This is a genomic window from Streptomyces sp. MspMP-M5, from assembly GCF_000373585.1.
Taxonomy (GTDB): Bacteria; Actinomycetota; Actinomycetes; order Streptomycetales; family Streptomycetaceae; genus Streptomyces.
In genome coordinates this window covers 110,932-131,773 of the sequence record NZ_KB891940.1, presented here as the reverse complement: position 1 = coordinate 131,773, position 20,842 = coordinate 110,932, and the positions used below count along the sequence as shown (strand labels likewise).

Here is a 20,842-nt window from a genome sequence, read left to right as displayed (position 1 = left end):
GGGGTGGGTCAGAGTGGGAAAGCTCGGGTGTGCGGGTCAGGCGGAAGGGGTCTTCTCCGGCTCGGCCGTGGCCTCGCCGTCCGAGAGAGCCGCGAGGAACCGCTCGGCGTCGAGGGCGGCGGAGCAGCCCGTGCCGGCGGCGGTGATCGCCTGACGGTAGGTGTGGTCGACGACGTCGCCGGCGGCGAAGACGCCTGACAGGTTCGTCCGGGTGCTGGGCGCATCGACCTTGAGGTAACCCTCGTCGTCGAGGTTCAGCTGGCCCTTGAACAGCTCGGTCCGCGGGTCGTGGCCGATCGCGATGAAGAGGCCGGTGACCGGAAGCTCGGAGGTCTCGCCCGTCTTGACGTTGCGCAGCGTCAGGCCGGAGAGCTTGTTCTCGCCGTGGATCTCGGCGACCTCGCTGTCCCACACGAACTTGATCTTCGGGTCGGCGAAGGCACGCTCCTGCATCGCCTTGCTGGCGCGCAGGGTGTCGCGGCGGTGGACGATCGTCACGGACTTGGCGAAGCGCGAGAGGAAGGTGGCCTCCTCCATCGCGGTGTCGCCACCGCCGATCACTGCGATGTCCTGGTCCTTGAAGAAGAACCCGTCACAGGTCGCGCACCAGGAGACGCCACGGCCGGACAGTTCGTCCTCGCGCGGGAGGCCGAGCTTGCGGTGCTGGGAGCCGGTGGCGACGATGACCGTCTTGGCGCGGTGCACGGCGCCCGTGGTGTCGGTGACGGTCTTGATCTCCTCGCTGAGGTCGACCGAGAGGATGTCGTCCGGCACCAGCTCGGCGCCGAAGCGCTCGGCCTGGGCGCGCATGTTGTCCATCAGGTCCGGACCCATGATGCCGTCGCGGAAGCCGGGGAAGTTCTCCACATCGGTGGTGTTCATCAGCGCACCGCCGGCGGTGACGGCGCCTTCGAAGACGAGCGGCTTCAGGGACGCGCGGGCGGTGTAGAGCGCTGCGGTGTAGCCCGCGGGCCCGGAGCCGATGATGATCACGTTGCGGACGTCGCTCACGGGTGTCTTCCTTGTCTCTGCCGACGGCTTGCTGGGGTCTCGGAACTCTCACCCCACCCAACGGATCCTAAGGGGCGAGCATTCCCGGAGTGCCACAGCGGACCTGTCGCCGTTCAGTCTCGCGGGTACGAGTGGGTCAGCAGGACCTTCCCGGGAGCCGGCGGAGTAGCCGAGGCACACGAGGCAGTGACGACGTAGGCGGAGACGCTCTTGGGGTCGGACGGGTGCGGCAGCACGACCAGGAATGTGTCCTTGCCCTCATAGGTACGGTGGCTGGAGACCAGCGGCGTCTCGGTGCGGCCGATGCCCTGACGCACACACGACGGGACGGCGTCAGGCTTGCCCCGCAGCGGAGTCTCGGGAGAGCTGCGCGTGCCGATCTCCGGAATGTGGTGCGTCTTCTTTGTGGCCAGCAACTTGTGGACGTCTGCTCCAAGCGTCGCGGCGGTCAGGCGCGAGGAGGTGCCCCCGCTCGCGGCAGGGCCGCTCTCCGGCTTTGTGGCCTGAACGCCACTGGTGCCGGAGTTCTGGAGGAGCAGACCGCCCACTGCGAGCACCGCCGCAGCGGCCGCCGTGCCGAGAAGGACCCGGGGCCACCGTCGTGACCGGGACGGGCGGCCGCCCGGCGCCTGATGGCCCGGTCCGGAAGCGCCACGGGCCCGCCCCGCCGGCGAGGCGGAAGCCGCACGGTGCGGCGGCTGGACTCTGGTTTCACGTGAAACAGAGGTTGGCGCGGTCGATGTTTCACGTGAAACAGCAGCGGGGCTCGGCGATGTGTCACGTGAAACCGAGCCGAGGGAGGGCGATGTTTCACGTGAAACGAGCGGCTCGCCCTCGGCGGCAGTGGAGTCCAGCAGGGCCTCGGCGGCAAGGGCCGCATCGATGCGTTCCGCGACGTCGGCGGGCATCCGCGTCGTGCCGGGGAGCGTACCGAGAAGCCCGCGGATTTCTTCCAGGGACGCACGAACGTCTTCGCACAGCGCGCATCCGGCCAGATGATTCCGCAGATCCGCGATACGTGAGGGGGAGAGCAGCCCGTCCGTGAGATCGGAGATCTCGGAAACCTCCGGGTGCTCGCCTGCGCCGGTCGTCGACGTCACGCTCGCCCACCTCCGCCCTTCACGGCACCTGTGCCCTTCGGTCCTGCCGTCGGTGGGACGGATGTCCCCTGCGCCGGGTTCCTTCCCCCGCTCGTGGGATTGCTACCCCCGCCGTCGCCGCGCAGATGGGTGACCAAGGGCAGGAGGCGAGCTCGTCCGCGTGAGCACCGGCTTTTCACCGTGCCGGTCGGGACGTCGAGGATGTCGGCGGCCTCCGCGACGGAATATCCCTGCATATCGACGAGCACGAGCGCGGCTCGCTGTTCCTCGGGCAAGGTGCGCAGCGCCCTGAGCAGTTCCCGGTGCAGGTCCTCGCGCTCGGCCGGGAGCGCTGCGGACTCCTCGGGATCGAGAAGCTGCTCCAGGCGCTCGGTCTCGGCGACCGGGGAGGTGCGTCGTGAGGCGGCCTTGCGGGCGCGGTCCAGACAGGCATTGACCGTGATGCGGTGCAGCCAGGTCGTCACGGCGGACTGGCCGCGGAAGGAGTGTGCGGCGCGGTAGGCGGAGACCAGTGCGTCCTGCACGGCGTCGGCGGCTTCTTCGCGATCGCCGAGGGTGCGTAAGGCCACCGCCCACAGCCGGTCACGGTGACGACGGACGATCTCCCCGAACGCGTCGGGGTCGCCCTTTACGTGCAGGGCGAGGAGATCAGCGTCGGTTGGTGTCGAAGCCTTGTCGCTGTCGGTGGACACGGGCCCCCCGGCCGTAGCTGCCTGATCTCGGTCCCATTGAAGCCCGCCGGGTGAGGAAAGTAAATGCTGGGAAAGCCACCTCGCGGACCGTGAACGATCTCGGTAGATCAATGGGCGTGGCACGCGTACCGACCGATGGTCGGTCGTCCTCGTGCCACGCCCTCCCGGACGGCAGCGTGCTCAGCTGGTGAAGGAGACCTCCGTTACGCCCTGCTTGTAGCCGGCGCCGCTGTAGGTGTCCGCCGGCGACTCGGGCATCGCAGTGATCCACACGACGACATAGCGTGCCTTCGCCGGTGTCTTCAGCGTGACCTTGGCGGTGCTCCCCGACGTCTTGGCCGTACCGAGCTCACGCATGGAGCTCAGCGGCGCGGACGGGGACATGGAGTCAGCGGCGTAGAGCGTCACCGTCGTGTGGTCGCCTACGTAGTGCAGGCCGATGGAGGCGCTGCTTATCTGCTGCTCCGAACCGAGGTCGTAGACCAGCCCGACGCCCTTCTTGAAGGCCGGGTTCAGGTCGGGGCCCTCGCGGTAGCTCTTGCTGCGCCAGTACGTCGCGGGGTCGCCGTCGTAGGTGGCCCGCGCCTGGTCGGGGTGCTGCGGCTGGCCGTCCGGGTAGTACTCGTCGGCGTTCACGATCTTGAGCGCCTTACCCTCGGACTTCTTGGCGTTGCCACCGGAGGGCTGCGAGTTCTGGGTGCCGTCGTGGTCGTTCTCCCACTTCAGCAGGGTGTCGGCCAGCTGCCAGCTGCCCAGGCCCAGCGCCGCGATCAGCAGCGCGGAGACGGACCACTTCAGCGCCTTGCCGGTGCGGCTCTGGAGCGGGGGCGGCGGCGCGGGGACGGGCTGCGTCGCCTTGACCGACTGGGCGTAGGAGCCCTGCTGGAAGCCCGTCCGCTGATACGGCGGCGGGGTGGAGAAGGCCGTCTCCGGTGGACGGATGCGCGGGATGGCGGCGACCGCCTTGGCCAGTTCCTCCGGCGTGGTGCACGGCGGCTCCTGGCGGGAGGCGGTGGCCCCGTCGTTGACCAGGGCTCGCATGGCGAGCTCGGAGAGGCCACGATGCACGCCCGCGCGGACCTGGTCGGGTGCGATCAGCCCGACGCCCTTGGGTAGGCCGGTGAGGCCGTAGGCGTCGTTCTCGTACGGCCAGCGCTGGGTGAGGGCGGCGTACAGCAGTGCGCCGATCGCCTCGGTGTCCGTGCGCTGCGGGTGGTCGCAGGTGATGCCGCGGAGCGCCGCCATGACCGCGAGGCCGCGGATGCGGTACTGACCGGACTCCGTGCGCAGCACCGAGCTGGGGGTGAGCCGCAGATGGGACAGGCCCTCGCGGTGGGCGGCGGCCATGGCCTGGGAGACCTGGCTGACGAGCTGGTAGGCGTCGTGGGGCTCGAGCGGACCGTTGGCGAGGACCGTGGCCAGCTCGGTGGCGTCCGGCAGCCATTCGTGGACGACGTAGACCAGGTCGTTGTCCTCGACGGCGTCGAGGACCTGGACGAAGCGGGGATCGCCGAGGAGCGCCGAGGCGCGGGCGGCCGAGAGCACCGGGCGGGCACGGGGGTGGTCGGCGGGCAGGACGTGGACGCCGACGGCCCGGCGGAGCTTTTCGTCGACCGCGCGCCAGCTGCTGAATCCGTCCAGACGGGTGACGCACTCCTCAAGTCGGTAACGTCTGGCGAGCTTATGGCCGCTGTGGAGTTCCGGAGGCTTGGGATCGGTTGCCTCGGCACCGTTGCCTTCGGTGCGTGCGGCGTCCTTTTCCTTGCCGGATACCTTCTCGGCCTCCGCACCGTCGTCCGTGGCCCGCCCCGCCTTGGCGGTCAGCGGCTCCTCGCCGCTCGTGTCGGCCACGTCGACGGCAGCCGTGCTCCGTTCCGCCACCGTCGTTCCTGCCTCCCCATCCGTTGCAGGCTCAATGAGCCAAGACAATTGTGCCCACAGTCCGCCACTATGCACGACACACGGTGGCAGTCGATGGTTGTGCCCGATCAGCGTCCCAGCTTGGACCTGACCATGCCGACCAGCGCGTTCAGCTCCTCGATCCGCATCTTTCGGGCGGCGAGGTAGAAGACGGCCAGAAGTGCGGCGGCGCCGCCGATGAGCGCCGCGAGCGAGCCGACGAACCCGGTGCCGAGAGCCCGCATCAGGACGAACACCAGGCCGCCGGAGATGATCGTGGCCGGGATGCTGGCGCCGGCCAGTCGCGCGTAGGTCCGCACCACGTGCGCGGTGTCCAGGTCGCCGCCCATCCGCTTGCTCAGGCGGCGCCAGGCGACGCCGACGCCGATGACGTAGGCGAGGCCGTAGGACGCCGCCATGCCCACCACGGCCCACTGGGCGGGCAGGACGAGGAAGCAGAGGGCGGAGGCCGCGGCGTTGACGCCGGCGACGATCACCGTGTTGTAGAAGGGGGTGCGGGTGTCCTCGTACGCGTAGAAGGCGCGCAGGACGACGTACTGCACCGAGAACGGGATCAGGCCCACGCCGAAGGCCATCAGCATGTAGCCCATGGGGATGCCGGCGCCGGACGAACCGTAGACCAGCGTGCACAGCGGGATGCCGAGGGAGAGGAACCCGAACGAGATCGGGACGATGGCCACGGCCGAGGTGCGCAGGCCCTGGGACATGTCGTCCCGGACGGCACCGGTGTCGCCGTCGTGCGCGGAGCGGGCGAGCCGCGGCAGCAGTGCGGCCATGACCGAGACGGTGATGATCGCCTGCGGCATGTTCCAGATCAGCTGGGCGCTGGCGTAGGAGATGAAACCGGTGCCCGGGTGGCCCTGCCGGTCGGCGGTGTTTCCGGCCCAGGTGGAGAGCTGGGTGACGACCAGGACCCCTGCTTGGTTGGCGAGGACGAACAGCACCGTCCACTTGGCGAGCTTGGCGGCCTTGCCCAGGCCGTGGCCGCGCCAGTCGAACCGGAGCCGCAGCTTGAAGTCGGCGTCGCGCAGATACGGGATCATCGCCAGCGCCTGGACCACCAGGCCCAGGAGGGTGCCGATGCCGAGCAGGCGGATGCCCTCGTCGGGGATCGTGGTGACGCCGATGTGGGAGGTCTTCGCCGTGCCGTAGACCCAGATGAACAGGCCGAAGGTGGAGATCATGACGATGTTGTTGAGGACCGGGGTCCACATCATCGCGCCGAAGCGGCCACGGGCGTTGAGGATCTGGCCCATGACGACATGCAGGCCCATGAAGAAGATCGTGGGCACGCAGTAGCGGGTGAAGGCGACCGCGACCTCGTTGGCCGCCGGATTGCGGGAGATGTCGAACGAGACCAGCTTCACCAGCAGGGGCGCGGCGAACACCGCGAGTATCGTCAGGGCGCCCAGGACGACGATGACGAGGGTGAGCAGCCGGTTGGCGTATGCCTCGCCGCCGTCGTCGTCCTCCTTCATGGCGCGGACGAGCTGCGGGACGAAGACGGAGTTCAGGCCGCCGCCGATGGTCAGGATGAAGATCATCGTCGGCAGCTGGTAGGCCACCTGCCAGGAGTCGCCGAGCACCGCGCCGCCGAGTGCCGCGACGATCAGCGCCGAGCGGACGAAGCCGGTGAGCCGGGAGACCATCGTGCCGGCGGCCATCACCGCGCTGGACTTCAGCAGCCCGGAGGCCCGGCCGCCGGACTGCTTGCCGGCCGCCGCCACGGGCGCGGCCTCCGGCTCGGGCTCCTCGGCGAGCTGCTGCGCCACCGGCGTGGGGCCGGTCGCGGGCGTGGGCGCCGGCCCGCTCGCGGGCTCCGGCTCGGGGTGCGGCGGCTGGTAGGGCTGCTGCTGGTCCCGGTAGAGGTGGGCGAACGCGTCGCGCTCGGGGCGTTCGTCGGCGCCCTGGGCCATCAGCCCGTCGCCGCCGGCGAACTGCACCGTCGCGTCGGGGTCGCCGTACGAAAGATCGTGGGCCGGTGCCTGCGGCTCCGCCGGTGCCGACGCGGGCCACTGCTGGGGGCCGGGCGGCTGCTGGTAGAGCGGGTGCGCGGGCTGGCCCGGGGGAGGTGGGGGCGCGGCACGGTCGTAGCGGGGCTCGGCGGCCGGGCCCTGGGCCGTGGGAGCCGATGCCTGGTGCGGATCGTTGCGGTAGGCGTCCTGGACGTAGGGCTCCTGGTCCGTGGGCGACGGCGGCGTCGGAGGGACCGCCCCCGAGGGATCGCCATGGGCGCCCCGGCCGCGGTCACCGTCATACGGCGCATTCATCGCTGCCCCACCTCATCCGTCGCCGGGCCTCCGGCCCCGTCGTCTATCAACGGTCCACTTTCTCACCCGAGCCGGACGGCCCGGACTTTCCCGATCCGGTGTCCGGCGCGGGGTCACTCGGCTGCTCGGGGCCGTCGCCGGCCGCGCCACCGTCCTCGCCGTCCTTGTCCTCGGCGGCAGAACCGCCGTTGTCCTCGCCGTTTTCCTCGTCCTCGGTGTCCTCGGCGGCCGCCCGCTTGCGCTGGAGGTAGATCCGGACGCCGGCGAGCACGAGCAGCAGGACGCCGCCGGCGATGACGAGCATCACAGTGGCGGTGATCTCGGTGACGTTCACCCGGAACGTCATCGGCTCACCGTAGGGCTTGCCGTCCGAGGTGTAGAGCTGGGCGGTCACCCAGGCGAGACCGTTGGCGTTCGCGGTGGTCTCGAACTTGAACGACTGGCTGTGGCCGCCGTCCACCTTGATCAGCTGCGGTTTGCCCACGTCCAGGCGGTTGGGCTGCGACGAGGTCAGCTTCAGGGTCAGGCCCTTGACGCCCTGCAGAAGGTTGTTCTGGACCGTCACCGGGATCGTGGCGCTGCGGCCGGAGAGCGTCGCCTCCGACTTGGGGATCAGATGGACCTTCTTGGTCAGGTCGTCGAGATAGCCGCGGACCGAGGTGCGGAACGCGGTGGCACCCTTGGCATCGCCCCGCCACGAGGTGGACATCTCGCGCATTATGGCGTTGCCGAACGGGGTGACCACGCGCTCCGGCTGGGCCAGGACCACCTGGAAGTCGTCCAGCGCGGTCTGGGTGTCCTCGATCTTCCGGAAGGCGTCGCCGGGCAGCTCCTGCCGGCGCAGCCACGACGGGTATGCCGAGCGGGCGGGGATCTGGCGGTTGGCGTCCGGGTCGGGCTTGGCCTTGGCGGCGTCGCCGAGTTTCGTCGGCTGGACCCAGCCGGCCGACTCCAGGTTCCGCAGTGCGCCGGCCATCGCCTGGGCCTGGCTCAGCGAGGGCATCCGCTGCGGCGCGACGACGATGCTGCGCTGCTGTTCCGGATTCTCCAGGCCGATCATCTGGGCCTCGGCGAGGAACTCCTGGATCGCCAGGCTGGCGTTCCCGGATTTCGACATGTCGCCTTCGAAGGCCCGGGACAGCTGGGTGTCGGTGACGATGGCGGTGTTGCCGCCGCCGATGGGCCGGGCGGCGGTCGGGGTGTACGGCAGGCTGTTGTCGCGCAGGCTGTCGCTGCGGGTGATGACGTTGTGGGCGCCGGCCGAGGTGGCGACGTCGACGACCGAGGAGTCGATGGCGCCGTTCACCGGCCAGGTGAAGTCGGTGCGCGGCTTCACGCCGAGGATGGTGTCCACCGTCTTCGAGGCGAGTTCGGTGGCCGGGCCGAGGTGGCTGAGCGCGCTGGGCACGCTCTTGCCGTGGTGGGCGAGCGAGGCCAGGTCCGGGTCGCCGAACGGCAGCGCGACGACCTCGTGGCCCTTCACGGCGTTCACGAGATCGTTGAGCCACTGCTTGGCGACGGCTTGGTTCTTGCCCATCGGGCCGTCCGGGTCGTGCACGCGGTACGGCTTGGTCATCGCGTCGACGGTCGCGAGCAGATCGGGGTCGATGACGAAGGTCACCGGGAGGTTCTTGCCGAGCTCGACCATCTTCTGGAGCCGGCCGCCGTCCGCGATCTCCGCGGCGAGGTCGTCGTTGCGGAAGACCGGCGTCTGCTGGGCGTCGGCACCGGTCTCGGCCGTGAGGTGGGTGGTGGAGATCAGCGGCCACAGGTAGGTGAGCTGCGTCTTCTTCGCCGGTGCGGCGCCCTGCCAGGGCAGGAAGGTCCGGTCGATACCGAGGACCTGGTCGTAGGGCGAGCCCGCGGAGTGTCCGGACAGGGTCACCCCGAGCGGGTAGACGCCGTCGTCGCTGAGGCCGAGGTCCTTGACCGGGACATTGACGGTGAAGGGCCGGCTGGCGCCCGGATCCAGCTTGTCGATCTTCTCGGTGTGGTCGTCGATCTCCTTGCCGTCGGCCCCCGGCAGATAACCGGTGCGCTTGGTCACAGCCTCGATGGAGCTGCGGTCGTTGAGCGCGGAGCCGCGGTGCAGTCCGACGTGGGCGTTGGTGATCGCGCTCTTGCTGTCGTTGGTCAGCGTGCCGGAGACGGTGACGGTGTCGTCCTTGCCGGGGGCGGCCGGCGACATCGCGTTGATCGTGACATTGACCGGATGTGCGTCGGTCGGCGCCGCCTTGGCCGCGGGGGCGGGTACGACCTGCAGCGTTCCTACGAGCAGGGGTACCCCGGTGAGCAGCGTCACGGTCCTGCGCCGCCACCGGCCACGCGGCCGTTCAGTCGCCTGGAACCCTGCCGCATCGGCCACGCGCTCGCCCGTCCCTCGTCGTCGTCAGTGGTCGTCGGAATGTGCGTCCACGAATGGTAACGAGGCCCGGCGCGCCGTAGTGCCGGGGACTGCGCCACATGATCACCGCGCAGGGAGGCCATGTACCCCTTGTCCCCTTTATTAACGTGACGCCGGGGTGCTGCGCGGCCACGTACCCTTTTCTGTTGTGCCGAACGCCAACAATGACTTCCCCTCCACGCAGACCGAGCGGACTCCGCAGTCGACGGACGCGCTGAACGACGCGCAGCGACGTGCCGTGAGCGAGCTGCTGCGGGTGTCCCCCGTCGCGGACGATCTGGCCCGCCGTTTCCAGGAGGCCGGGTTCACGCTTGCCCTGGTCGGCGGGTCGGTCCGGGATGCGCTGCTCGGTCGGCTCGGCAACGATCTGGACTTCACCACCGACGCCAGGCCCGAGGACGTGCTGAAGATCGTCCGGCCGTGGGCGGATGCGGTCTGGGAGGTCGGTATCGCCTTCGGCACGGTCGGGTGCAAGAAGGACTCGTTCGACATCGAGATCACGACCTACCGCTCCGAGGCGTACGACCGGACCTCGCGCAAGCCCGAGGTGTCGTACGGCGACTCGATCGAGGACGATCTGATCCGCCGGGACTTCACGGTCAACGCCATGGCGGTGCTGCTTCCGCAGAAGGAGTTCGTCGACCCGCACGACGGGCTGGAGGACCTGGCGGCCCGCGTGCTGCGGACTCCGGGGACGCCGCAGGAGTCGTTCTCCGACGATCCGCTGCGGATGATGCGGGCGGCCCGCTTCGCCGCCCAGCTGGACTTCCAGGTGGCACCCGAGGTCGTCGCGGCGATGACGGAGATGGCCGAGCGCATCGAGATCGTCTCCGCGGAGCGGGTGCGCGACGAACTGAACAAGCTCCTCCTGGCCCCGAACCCGCTCAAGGGCCTGCGGCAGCTGGTCGAATCCGGGATCGCCGACCGGGTGCTGCCGGAGCTGCCCGCGCTGCGTCTGGAAAGCGATGAGCACCACCGCCACAAGGACGTCTACGAGCACTCGCTGACGGTGCTGGAACAGGCCATCGACCTTGAGGACGACGGGCCCGACCTGGTGCTGCGGCTGGCGGCGCTGCTGCACGACATCGGCAAGCCCAAGACGCGGCGCTTCGAGAAGGACGGTCGGGTCTCCTTCCACCACCACGAGGTGGTCGGGGCGAAGATGACCAAGAAGCGCATGACCGCCTTGAAGTACTCCAACGACATGATCAAGGACGTGGCGCGTCTGGTGGAGTTGCATCTGCGCTTCCACGGATACGGCACGGGCGAGTGGACGGACTCCGCGGTCCGTCGCTACGTCCGGGACGCCGGCCCGCTGCTGACGCGTCTGCACAAGCTGACCCGCTCGGACTGCACCACCCGCAACAAGCGCAAGGCGGCCGCCCTGTCGCGCGCCTACGACGGGCTCGAGGAGCGCATCGCGCAGCTTCAGGAGCAGGAGGAGCTGGACGCGATCCGTCCGGACCTGGACGGCAACGCGATCATGGAGATCCTGGGCATCGGTCCTAGCCCGCAGGTCGGCAAGGCGTACAAGCACATGCTGGAGCTGCGGCTGGAGCACGGCCCGATGGAGCACGAGGTCGCGGTGGCCGCTCTCAAGGAATGGTGGGCCGCTCAGAGCTGAGGGCGCGGAAGCCCACACGGCGAGAGCCTGTGCGTCCGTGAAACCGCGATGTTTCACGTGAAACCGGGTTGAGCGCGACGGGGCGGTGTTTCACGTGAAACACGGCGGCACACGACCGGCCGTTTCACGTGAAACACCGCCCCTCTCGCTATCCGAGGCTCTTGCGGGTGCGCTACTTCGTGGGGGTGAGACAGAGCACCATGGCCGTGTCGGCCCGCCGACGGCGATGCACCGTCTTGACGTAGGCGTCCTGTCCAGCGGCGCACACCGACGGGTCGGAGGAACCGTTGTGTACCCCGGCGACCTTGTACTGGGCCTCCGCCGTTCCGCAGTCCACCACGGCCAGACCGTCGTCCAGCGCGCTGCTGGACTTCTTGACGCAGTCACCGGCCTTGGCGCTGTCCGCATCGTCCAGGCTGCTGATCCAGGCGACGGCGATGACGATCAGGCCGATGATGACGCCAACGCCCCGCAGCACCGCCTTGGGTGACCGGCGCGGGTGGGTCGGCTGGGGAGGGGCGGGCGGTCCGCCCTGGACATAGGGCTGCTGTGGTGCCTGCGGAAAGCCGGCGTGCGGTTGCTGGCCGTACGGAGGTTGCGGTTGCTGGGGATAGGCGTATCCGGCCTGGGGTGCCGGTCCGCCCTGCGGCTGCCCGAACGGCGGGGCTCCGTAGGGGGCCTGCGGCGGCTGTGGAGCCTGCGGATAGGGAGCCTGGCCGTACGGCTGCTGCGCGTAAGGGTTCTGGCCGTACGGGCTGTGCCCCGGCGGCGTGGTCATGGGAATCCCCCGATGGTGGTGCGTCCGGAAGTGACGTATCCGAACGTGTGAATGACGCCCGTAAGGTATCCGCTCCGGCGGGGTGGTACCGCAGAGGGCGACCGCGCCGTCCGCGGGGGCCTTCAACGCGCTCTACGACGAGCGAAGCGCGCCAGGGCCGCCGCGACCACGGCGTAGAGCGCGGCGACCGTGATGATCAGTACCGCCGATCGCCCGTCGGGCGGCAGCATCAGGGCGGCCACCGCGGCGGCGCCGACGAAGGCGACGTTGAACAGTACGTCGTAGAGGGCGAAGACGCGGCCGCGGAAGGCGTCGTCGACCGAGGACTGGACCACTGTGTCCGTGGTGATCTTGGTGCCCTGGGTGCCCAGGCCGAGCGCGAACGCGGCCACCAGCATCGGCGCCGGCAGGAAGAACAGTCCGAGTGCGGGGGCCAGGACCGCGCCCGCGGCGGCGCAGCAGGCCATCCAGCCGAAGGCGCCGAGGCGCCCGACCGCCGAGGGCGTGATCACCGCGGCCGCGAAGAACCCGGCTCCCGACACGGCGACGGTCACCCCGAGCAGCGCCAGGCCCTTGGACGTGCTGCTGGACCAGGCGTACCGGCACAGCATCAGGACCATGACCGTCAGCGCGCCGTAGCAGAAACGGACCAGCGTCATCGCGGTGAGCGCACCGGACGGCGTGGGGCGCGCGGCGAGATGGCGCAGGCCCGCCAGCAGTCCCCGCACGGTGCTCAACAGCGCCTCTTTCAGGCGGGGTTGGAGTACCGAGGAGTCGGGCCCGAGCAACTGCGGGGTCATCCGCAGGGCGGTGAGGGCGGAGCTGAGGTACAGCAGCGCGGCGAGCAGCACCACGACGGCGTCCACGTCCGCGCCGGCCAGCCGGATGGCGAAGGCGAGTCCGCCACCGGCGGTCATGGCGAGCGTTCCGGCTGTGGGCGCAAGGGAGTTGGCCATCACGAGCTGCTGTCCGCCGTCTACCACCCGCGGCAGAGCGGCCGAAAGCCCGGCCAGGACGAAGCGGTTCACCGCGGTCACGCACAGCGCGGAGACGTAGAAGAGCCAGTCCGGTACCTGTATCGCGATCAGCACCGCGGTGAGCGCGGCGAGCAGGGTGCGCAGCAGGTTGCCGTAGAGCAGGACCTGCCGCCGGCGCCAGCGGTCCAGCAGGACGCCGGTGAACGGCCCGAGGAGGGAGTACGGCAGCAGCAGGATCGCCATCGCGGAGGCGATCGCCTCGGGCGATGCCTGTTTCTCGGGCGAGAAGATGACGAAGGTGGCGAGCGCTGCCTGGAACACCCCGTCGGCGGCCTGGGAGAGAAGCCGTGCGGTCAGGAGCGAACGGAAGTCGCGCAGGTGGAGTAACACGCGGAGATCGCGCACAGCATGCATGAGGCACAGCCTCACACAGCCCACCGGCCTCCGGGAGGAATACCCGGAGGCCGGCTGAGCGAGGGTGCGGCGAGCGGTCAGCGCTCGACCTCGCCCCGGATGAACTTCTCGACGTTCTCCCGGGCCTCGTCGTCGAAGTACTGCACCGGCGGCGACTTCATGAAGTACGAGGAGGCAGAGAGGATCGGGCCGCCGATGCCGCGGTCCTTGGCGATCTTGGCGGCGCGCAGCGCGTCGATGATGACGCCCGCGGAGTTCGGGGAGTCCCAGACCTCGAGCTTGTACTCGAGGTTCAGCGGGACGTCACCGAAGGCGCGGCCCTCCAGGCGGACGTAGGCCCACTTGCGGTCGTCCAGCCAGGCGACGTAGTCGGACGGGCCGATGTGGACGTTCTTCTCGCCCAGCTCGCGGTCGGGGATCTGGGAGGTGACGGCCTGCGTCTTGGAGATCTTCTTGGACTCCAGGCGCTCGCGCTCGAGCATGTTCTTGAAGTCCATGTTGCCGCCGACGTTCAGCTGCATCGTGCGGTCCAGGATGACGCCCCGGTCCTCGAAGAGCTTGGCCATCACACGGTGCGTGATGGTGGCGCCGACCTGCGACTTGATGTCGTCGCCGACGATCGGCACACCGGCCGCGGTGAACTTGTCGGCCCACTCCTTGGTGCCGGCGATGAAGACCGGGAGGGCGTTGACGAACGCGACCTTGGCGTCGATGGCGCACTGGGCGTAGAACTTCGCCGCGTCCTCGGAGCCGACGGGGAGGTAGCAGACCAGGACGTCGACCTGCTTGTCCTTGAGGACCTGGACGACGTCGACCGGGGCCGCCGGGGACTCCTCGATCGTCTCCCGGTAGTACTTGCCGAGGCCGTCGAGGGTGTGACCGCGCTGGACCTGGACGCCGGTGTTCGGCACGTCGCAGATCTTGATGGTGTTGTTCTCGCTGGCGCCGATGGCGTCGGCAAGGTCCAGGCCGACCTTCTTGGCGTCGACGTCGAACGCGGCCACGAACTCGACGTCGCGGACGTGGTAGTCGCCGAACTGCACGTGCATGAGGCCGGGCACGCGGCTGTCGGGGTCGGCGTCCTTGTAGTACTCGACGCCCTGTACCAGCGAGGCGGCGCAGTTGCCCACGCCGACAATGGCTACGCGAACCGAACCCATTCCGGTTGCTCCCTGTGTTCTCGATGAGGGCCTGTACGGCAGGGCCTCATGTGGTGGTGTCATTCGGACGGATCCGGCCGGGAACCACCCCGGCGCCGGGGCAGGCCGCCCGCATCTCCTGACTGGTTGCTCTCGTCCTGCGCCGCGGGATCCGATGTGCGTTGTTCGCGGCCGGCGCGCTCACTCTCGATGAGCTCGTTCAGCCAACGGACCTCGCGCTCCACGGACTCCATGCCGTGCCGCTGCAGTTCGAGGGTGTAGTCGTCCAGCCGCTCGCGGGTTCTGGCCAGGGAGGTGCGCATTTTCTCCAGGCGCTCCTCCAGCCGGCTGCGGCGGCCTTCCAGCACGCGCATCCGCACGTCCCGCGACGTCTGGCCGAAGAACGCGAAGCGGACTCCGAAGTGTTCGTCCTCCCAGGCGTCCGGCCCGGAGTGGCTGAGCAGCTCCTCGAAGTGCTCCTTGCCCGCCGGGGTCAGCCGGTAGACGATCTTGGCTCGGCGTCCGGTCAGCGCCGTGGCGGGAACGCCGTCCGGGGCGCCGCTCGTTTCCTCCACCAGCCAGCCGTTGGCGACCAGAGCCTTGAGGCAGGGGTAGAGGGTGCCGTAGCTGAACGCGCGGAAGACCCCGAGCGAGGTGTTGAGCCGCTTGCGCAACTCGTAGCCGTGCATCGGGGATTCCCGGAGCAGGCCGAGGACGGCGAATTCGAGGATGCCGGAACGCCTGCTCATCCTCCGCCTCCTGGGCCCTGTGCGGTCTTTATCTCGTGCTGATGTATCGACTCGATACATCCAGACGATAGATCGGCACCCTGGGCGGAACAAGTGGTCGGACGGTGAACGGCGTCACATCACTTATTCGTGCGACGCAACCTGACTGTTTTGGAGTGAATTTCAACACTGGGCAGGTTTTGGCCGTGCGTAGTCTGTGCGGCATGCAGACTGCCGGGAACCGTGGGCCTATACGTGACGTCCCTGACCTCGGTGTAGTGCGGCCCGCGCGTCAGGAACGGGTCGTGCATCGGGGGGACCTGAAGACAACAGCCGCCTTCAGGCGAGAAAGCGCGCCTGCCCGAGGAGTATTCGTTCCATGAGCGAGCACCGTCGCAAACCACCCCAGCCGAATGGTGGCGGGCGTGCCGCTGCCAGACGCGCCGCACCGTCCTCCGGACGCCGTGCCGTGCCGCCGCAGGGCGCTGGTGCCACGCCTCCGCCTCCGCCGCAGCCGCGGCCGGGCGGACGCGCCGAGGCCCGTCGGGCCGCCCAACGCGGCGGACGCCGACGGCAGTCCGATGCCGCGGCAATGGCTTCCGGAGGCGGTGCCGGTCATGGCGGCGGCCGCCGTGGCGGAGGTGGCGGCGAAGGCGGCCGGGGGCGCGGCCGGGGCGGCGGAAAGCCGCCCAGGAAGCGTTTCATCGACTACCCGCGCGCCAACCACACAGGGTGGCGGCGGTGGATGCCGTCCTGGAAACAGGTCGCCGGTATGTCCGTCGCGGTCGCGGGCCTGATCGTGGGGGTGGCCGGCGTCGGCCTCGCGCTGGTGCAGGTGCCCGACGTGAACAAGGCCGCCCAGTCGCAGAACAACGTCTACCTCTGGGCCGACCACAAGGTCATGGCCCGCGACGGTGAGACCAACCGCCAGTTGGTCGACATAAGCGAGATCCCGCTTTCCATGCAGAATGCGGTGATTTCCGCGGAGAACGCCTCCTTCCGGCAAGACCACGGTGTCGACCCGATGGGTATCCTCCGGGCTCTGTTCAACATGGCGCGGGGCGGCGACACCCAGGGCGGCTCGACCATCACTCAGCAGTACGTCAAGAACGCGATGCTGAGCCAGGAACAGACCCTGGACCGGAAGTTCAAGGAACTGTTCATCTCGATCAAGGTCGGCTGGAAGCAGTCGAAGGACCAGATCCTCGCCGGCTACCTCAACACCAGCTACTTCGGCCGGGGGGCCTACGGGATCCAGGCGGCGGCCCAGGCGTACTACGGCAAGAACGCCCCCGAGTTGAACCCGAGCGAGTCCGCCTTCCTGGCCTCCACGCTCAAGGGTGCCAACCTGTACGACCCGGCGGGCGGTATCGGTGCGAACGCCACTCCGGCGATGAACACCCAACGGGCCAAGGAGCGTTGGGCGTGGATCCTCGACCGCATGGTGGCGAACGGCCACTTGAAGTCGGCGGAGGCGGCCAAGTGGAAGGCCAAGGGCTTCCCCATGCCGCAGAAGCCCAAGGCGGGGGCCAGCAAGGGCGGGCAGATCGGCTATCTGATCGACGTCGCCAAGAAGTACGTCCTCAAGCACAGGCCGGACATCAGCGAGGCCCGCTTCGACAAGGGCGGGTACACGGTCCAGACGACCTTCGACGAGAAGAAGACCAAGGAACTCGCCGCCGCAGTGAAGAAGGTCGACGACCACTACATCGATCCGAAGAAGCGGCCGGAAAAGGACAAGTACGTCCAGTTCGGCGGCGCTTCGGTGGTGCCGGGCGACGGCAGGATCGTGGCCCTGTACGGCGGCGACGGCTACGACAAGGGACACTTCAGCAACAACGCCGACACCTACGGAGTGCCGGTCGGCTCGACCTGGAAGCCGTTCGTCCTGGCCGCGGCGATGAAGTACGGGAAGGCCGGCAGCGGCCAGGCGATCTCGCCGGACAGCAAGTACAACGGCGACGACCACCTCAAGGTGAAGAACGCGGACGGCAGCTTTGTCCTCAAGAAGGACAACTCGCCCTTCTACCAGGTGAACGAGAGCAACTACCCCTGGGGCTACATCAGCTTGCGGAAGGCGATGGAGCAGTCGGTCAACACCCCGTTCGTGCAGCTCGGTATGGACGTCGGGATGGACAAGGTGCGGGACATGGCGCGGGCCGCGGGCATCGCGCCGTCCAGTTTCGACAGGAACCTCAACCCGTCCTTCGCGCTGGGCACGTCCACGCCGAGCGCGATCCGGATGGCCGACGCCTACGCCACCTTCTCCGCCTCCGGCACGCAGGCGGAGCCGTACTCGGTGACCAAGGTGATCTCGGAAGGCAAGGAGCTGTCCGGCTTCGACAAGCCGACGCCGCACTCGACGATCGATCCGAACATCGCCAACAACGTCACCGACGTGCTGGAGAACGTGGTCCAGAACGGCACGGGCAAGGCAGCGAAGCAGCTCAACATGCCGGCCGCGGGCAAGACGGGTACCACGGACGAGAACAAGTCGGCCTGGTTCGTCGGCTACACCAAGCAGCTGTCGACGGCCATCACCATGTTCCGCGAGGACGCCCAGAACCCGCGCCAGCTGTCCATGAACGGTGTCGGCGGCTTCGACTCCATTCACGGTGGCGCGCTGCCCACAGAGGTGTGGACGCAGTACATGCTGCAGGCGATGCAGGGCGTTACCCCGGAGGAGTTCCCGCAGGCCCAGCCGATCGGCCAGGTCATCAACGAGCCGGGGATGCCGTCGCCCACGCCGACGCCCGCCCCGACCACCGCGTCGCCGACCCCGTCCGGGTCGCCCAGCAGCTCGGCCAGCCCGTCGCAGAGCGCGAGCCCGACGCCGACGCAGACCTGCTCCCCCTGGGACATCCACTGCAAGAACCACGGTGGGAGCACCGGGGGTACCGGCGGTGGCACCGGCGGCCCGGGTGGTGACACCGGAGGCACACCTCCGGTAACGCCCGACCCGACCAGCGGCGGAAGCACCGGAGGAGGAATCTTCGGCGGGCCCACCGGCGGTGAGAGCCCCTGAGCGTTTCACGTGAAACACGGCGGCACATGACCGGCCGTTTCACGTGAAACATGGCTCCACGAAGCCCCCGACCCGGATTCACCGGGCGGGGGCTTCGTCGCGTTCGTCCCCGTCCCGTACGGCAGGATGGGGCCATGACGAGCCTGCGACAGGACGAGCCCGTACGGCCGACGAAACGGGATGAGGTGGCCGCGGCCGGCAGCGAGCTGATCGGCGGACCGATCGGCCGGCGCGCGCTGCTCGGGGCGTACCGGCTGACGCCGGTGCGGGTCATCGCGCTCGTCGCCATCGGGATGTTCGCGCTCGGCATGGTGCAGAAGCTGCCCTGCTACAACGGCGGCTGGTTCTTCGGCGCCACCAGCCAGTACGTCCATGCCTGCTACTCGGACATCCCCCACCTCTACGCGGGCCGGGGCTTCGCCGACGGGCTGATCCCGTACTTCGACAGGCTGCCCGGCGACATGCAGTATCTGGAGTACCCGGTGCTGACCGGGCTCTTCATGGAGGTCGCCTCCTGGCTGACGCCGCACGGCGGGGCGATCCAGGACCGGGAGCAGATCTACTGGCTGGTCAACGCCGGCCTGCTGATGGTCTGTGCGGCCGTGATCGCGGTCTGCGTGACCCGTACCCACGCGCGGCGCCCCTGGGACGGGCTGCTGGTGGCGCTCGCCCCGGCCTTCGCGCTCACCGCGACCATCAACTGGGACCTGCTGGCGGTCGCGCTGACCGCCGCCGGGATGCTGATGTGGTCGCGCAGCCGCCCGCTGGCGTCCGGTGTCCTGATCGGGCTGGCGACCGCGGCAAAGCTGTACCCGGTGCTGTTGCTGGGCCCGCTGCTGGTGCTGTGCTGGCGGGCGGGCACATGGCGCGCGTACGGCCGGGCGGTGGTCGGCGCGGTGGTGTCGTGGCTGGTGGTGAATCTGCCGGTGATGATCGCCCATGACGCGTCCGGCTTCCACATCCGCGAGGGCTGGGCGAAGTTCTACACCTTCAGCCAGGAGCGGCCCATCGACTTCGGGTCGGTCTGGCTGCTGATCTCGCAGCGCACCGGCAATCCCCTGGAGAACGCCAATCTCTATGCGTCGCTGCTGATGATCCTGGGCTGCGGCGCCCTCGCGCTGCTGACCCTCTACGCACCCCGGCGGCCCCGCTTCGCGCAGCTCGCCTTCCTCGTCGTGGCGCTGTTCATCCTCACCAACAAGGTCTACTCACCGCAGTACGTCCTGTGGCTGATCCCGCTCGCGGCGCTGGCCCGCCCGCGGTGGCGGGACTTCCTCATCTGGCAGGCGTGCGAGGTGATGTACTTCCTGGGCATCTGGTTGTACCTGGCCTACACCGGCAACGGCGACAAGCACCAGGGCCTGCCGCCCGAGGGTTACCAGCTGGCCATCGCGCTGCACCTCCTCGGCACGCTCTATCTGTGCGCCGTGGTCGTCCGGGACATCCTGATGCCGGAGCGCGACGTGGTCCGCAGGGACGGGGACGACGACCCGTCGGGGGGCGTGCTGGACCGGAGCCCCGATGTGTTCGTGCTGGGCCGGGCGCACCACGCGCCACGGCATGCGGTGCACTTCGAGGCGGCGCCACGGGTGCACTGGGGCGTCGCACGGGACTGAGCGGGCGCGCCGAAAAGCGCCGGGGGCCCGGTGCTGCGGACATTCCGCGGCACCGGGCCCCCGGCGTCGGTGCGTGCCGGGCCGGGCGGCTCAGCGCTCCACGAGGCGGTCGTACTGCGTGGTGGTGTGCCGGAGGTGGGCCACCAGCTCCTCGCCCACCTTGGGCTCGGGGGCGTCCGCCGGGACGAAGAGGATCGACACCTGCATGTGCGGGGGCTCGGCGAACCAGCGCTGCTTGCCGGACCAGACGTACGGTGCGAGGTTGCGGTTGACCGTCGCCAGGCCGGCGCGGGCCACACCCTTGGCGCGCGGCATCACGCCGTGCAGCGCCTTGGGCGACTCCAGCCCGACGCCGTGCGAGGTGCCGCCGGCCACCACGACGAGATAGCCGTCGGCGGTCGCCTTCTGCTGGCGGTAGCCGAACCGATCGCCCTTGGCGACGCGGGTGACGTCGAGCACCGAGCCGCGGTACTCGGTGGCCTCGTGGTCGCCGAGCCAGAGCCGCGTGCCGATCCGCGCGCGGAAGCGGGTCTGCGGGAACTGCTGCTGGAGGCGCGTGAACTCGTCGGGCTTGAGGTGGCTGACGAACATGGTGTGCAGCGGGAGGCGGTTGGCGCGCAGCCGGTCCATCCACCCGATGACCTCGTCGACCGAGTCCGAGCCGTCGGTGCGGTCCAGCGGGAGGTGGATGGCGAAACCTTCCAGCCGCACGTCGTCGATGCCCGCGGCCAGCTTCGGCAGGTCCTCCGGCTTGACGCCGTGCCGCTTCATGCTGCTCATGACCTCGATGACGACCCGGGCGCCGACCAGCCCGCCCACACCCTCGACCGAGGAGACCGAGCGGATCGCCCGGTCCGGCAGCGGCACCGGCTCCTCGCCGTGCCGGAACGGCGTCAGGACCAGCAGGTCACCGCTGAAGTAGTCCTTGATCTGGGCGGCTTCGTAGGTCGTGCCGACCGCGAGAATGTCGGAACCGAGCAGAGTGGCCTCCTCGGCGAGGCGTTCGTGGCCGAAGCCGTAGCCGTTGCCCTTGCAGACCGGGACGAGCCCGGGGAACTGCTGGAGAACGCTCTGCTGATGCGCCCGCCAGCGCGCGGTGTTGACGTAGAGGGTGAGCGCCATGGCCGGCCCGGAACCTTTCTCG

14 protein-coding genes are annotated in these 20,842 nt (G+C 69.3%); 3 read left to right on the top strand and 11 right to left on the bottom strand.

Annotation, left to right across the window (positions count from 1 at the left end):
• Positions 1–36: 36 nt before the first annotated feature.
• From trxB to B073_RS0134695, 6 genes are all read right to left on the bottom strand, one after another.
• On the bottom strand, positions 37–1,011 hold the full coding sequence (gene trxB, locus B073_RS0134720) for a thioredoxin-disulfide reductase (protein ID WP_018542675.1): 975 nt from the start codon (positions 1,009–1,011) through the stop codon (positions 37–39).
• 113 nt (positions 1,012–1,124) lie between these two features.
• Entirely contained in the window at positions 1,125–2,111 is a 987-nt protein-coding gene (locus tag B073_RS0134715) for a zf-HC2 domain-containing protein (protein ID WP_026248006.1), read from the bottom strand.
• Positions 2,108–2,803 (bottom strand): RNA polymerase sigma factor SigM, encoded by a 696-nt coding sequence (sigM, locus tag B073_RS0134710; RefSeq protein WP_018542673.1) that lies wholly within the window; start codon positions 2,801–2,803, stop codon positions 2,108–2,110. The genes B073_RS0134715 and sigM overlap by 4 nt, the downstream gene beginning before the upstream one ends.
• Positions 2,804–2,983: 180 nt before the next feature.
• Positions 2,984–4,684, bottom strand: a complete 1,701-nt coding sequence (locus B073_RS0134705; protein WP_018542672.1) for a protein kinase family protein — start codon at positions 4,682–4,684, stop codon at positions 2,984–2,986.
• A gap of 107 nt (positions 4,685–4,791) precedes the next feature.
• The gene (murJ, locus tag B073_RS0134700) at positions 4,792–6,993 is read right to left on the bottom strand and encodes a murein biosynthesis integral membrane protein MurJ (RefSeq protein WP_018542671.1); all 2,202 of its coding nucleotides are present in this window, start codon (positions 6,991–6,993) and stop codon (positions 4,792–4,794) included.
• A gap of 46 nt (positions 6,994–7,039) precedes the next feature.
• Complete coding sequence (locus B073_RS0134695; RefSeq protein ID WP_018542670.1) at positions 7,040–9,295, bottom strand: DUF6049 family protein; 2,256 nt, start codon at positions 9,293–9,295, stop codon at positions 7,040–7,042.
• A gap of 250 nt (positions 9,296–9,545) precedes the next feature.
• Between B073_RS0134695 and B073_RS0134690 the strand changes: the two genes are divergently transcribed.
• Complete coding sequence (locus tag B073_RS0134690) at positions 9,546–11,021, top strand: CCA tRNA nucleotidyltransferase (protein WP_018542669.1); 1,476 nt, start codon at positions 9,546–9,548, stop codon at positions 11,019–11,021.
• Positions 11,022–11,193: 172 nt separating this feature from the next.
• On the opposite strand, the gene B073_RS47370 is transcribed toward B073_RS0134690, so the two are convergent.
• The 4 genes from B073_RS47370 to B073_RS0134670 all read right to left on the bottom strand — a co-directional run bounded on the left by B073_RS47370 (position 11,194) and on the right by B073_RS0134670 (position 15,078).
• On the bottom strand, positions 11,194–11,799 hold the full coding sequence (locus tag B073_RS47370; RefSeq protein ID WP_199788228.1) for an LppU/SCO3897 family protein: 606 nt from the start codon (positions 11,797–11,799) through the stop codon (positions 11,194–11,196).
• Between the two features lie 122 nt (positions 11,800–11,921).
• Complete coding sequence (locus B073_RS0134680; RefSeq protein ID WP_018542667.1) at positions 11,922–13,190, bottom strand: MFS transporter; 1,269 nt, start codon at positions 13,188–13,190, stop codon at positions 11,922–11,924.
• A gap of 77 nt (positions 13,191–13,267) precedes the next feature.
• Positions 13,268–14,350, bottom strand: a complete 1,083-nt coding sequence (locus B073_RS0134675) for an inositol-3-phosphate synthase (protein ID WP_026248005.1) — start codon at positions 14,348–14,350, stop codon at positions 13,268–13,270.
• A 59-nt stretch (positions 14,351–14,409) separates the two neighbouring features.
• Positions 14,410–15,078, bottom strand: coding sequence for a PadR family transcriptional regulator (locus B073_RS0134670; RefSeq protein WP_018542665.1), 669 nt, complete (start codon positions 15,076–15,078; stop codon positions 14,410–14,412).
• Between the two features lie 358 nt (positions 15,079–15,436).
• On the opposite strand from B073_RS0134670, the gene B073_RS0134665 reads away from it, so the two are divergent.
• Both B073_RS0134665 and B073_RS0134660 read left to right on the top strand, forming a co-directional pair.
• Positions 15,437–18,082, top strand: a complete 2,646-nt coding sequence (locus B073_RS0134665; RefSeq protein WP_078508315.1) for a transglycosylase domain-containing protein — start codon at positions 15,437–15,439, stop codon at positions 18,080–18,082.
• A gap of 134 nt (positions 18,083–18,216) precedes the next feature.
• Positions 18,217–19,698 (top strand): glycosyltransferase family 87 protein, encoded by a 1,482-nt coding sequence (locus B073_RS0134660; protein WP_018542663.1) that lies wholly within the window; start codon positions 18,217–18,219, stop codon positions 19,696–19,698.
• 90 nt (positions 19,699–19,788) lie between these two features.
• Here the strand turns inward: B073_RS0134660 and B073_RS0134655 are convergent, their stop codons facing one another.
• Complete coding sequence (locus B073_RS0134655) at positions 19,789–20,820, bottom strand: alanine racemase (protein WP_018542662.1); 1,032 nt, start codon at positions 20,818–20,820, stop codon at positions 19,789–19,791.
• Positions 20,821–20,842 lie beyond the last annotated feature (22 nt).

What these genes read in the sequence shown, in the direction of transcription:
- B073_RS0134675 (WP_026248005.1), bottom strand. Translation starts at nt 14,350, where the DNA reads ATGGGTTCGGTTCGCGTAGCCATTGTCGGCGTGGGCAACTGCGCCGCC.
- B073_RS47370 (WP_199788228.1), bottom strand. Translation starts at nt 11,799, where the DNA reads ATGACCACGCCGCCGGGGCACAGCCCGTACGGCCAGAACCCTTACGCG.
- B073_RS0134670 (WP_018542665.1), bottom strand. Translation starts at nt 15,078, where the DNA reads ATGAGCAGGCGTTCCGGCATCCTCGAATTCGCCGTCCTCGGCCTGCTC.
- B073_RS0134660 (WP_018542663.1), top strand. Translation starts at nt 18,217, where the DNA reads ATGACGAGCCTGCGACAGGACGAGCCCGTACGGCCGACGAAACGGGAT.
- B073_RS0134665 (WP_078508315.1), top strand. Translation starts at nt 15,437, where the DNA reads ATGAGCGAGCACCGTCGCAAACCACCCCAGCCGAATGGTGGCGGGCGT.
- B073_RS0134680 (WP_018542667.1), bottom strand. Translation starts at nt 13,190, where the DNA reads ATGCATGCTGTGCGCGATCTCCGCGTGTTACTCCACCTGCGCGACTTC.
- B073_RS0134655 (WP_018542662.1), bottom strand. Translation starts at nt 20,820, where the DNA reads ATGGCGCTCACCCTCTACGTCAACACCGCGCGCTGGCGGGCGCATCAG.
- murJ (WP_018542671.1), bottom strand. Translation starts at nt 6,993, where the DNA reads ATGAATGCGCCGTATGACGGTGACCGCGGCCGGGGCGCCCATGGCGAT.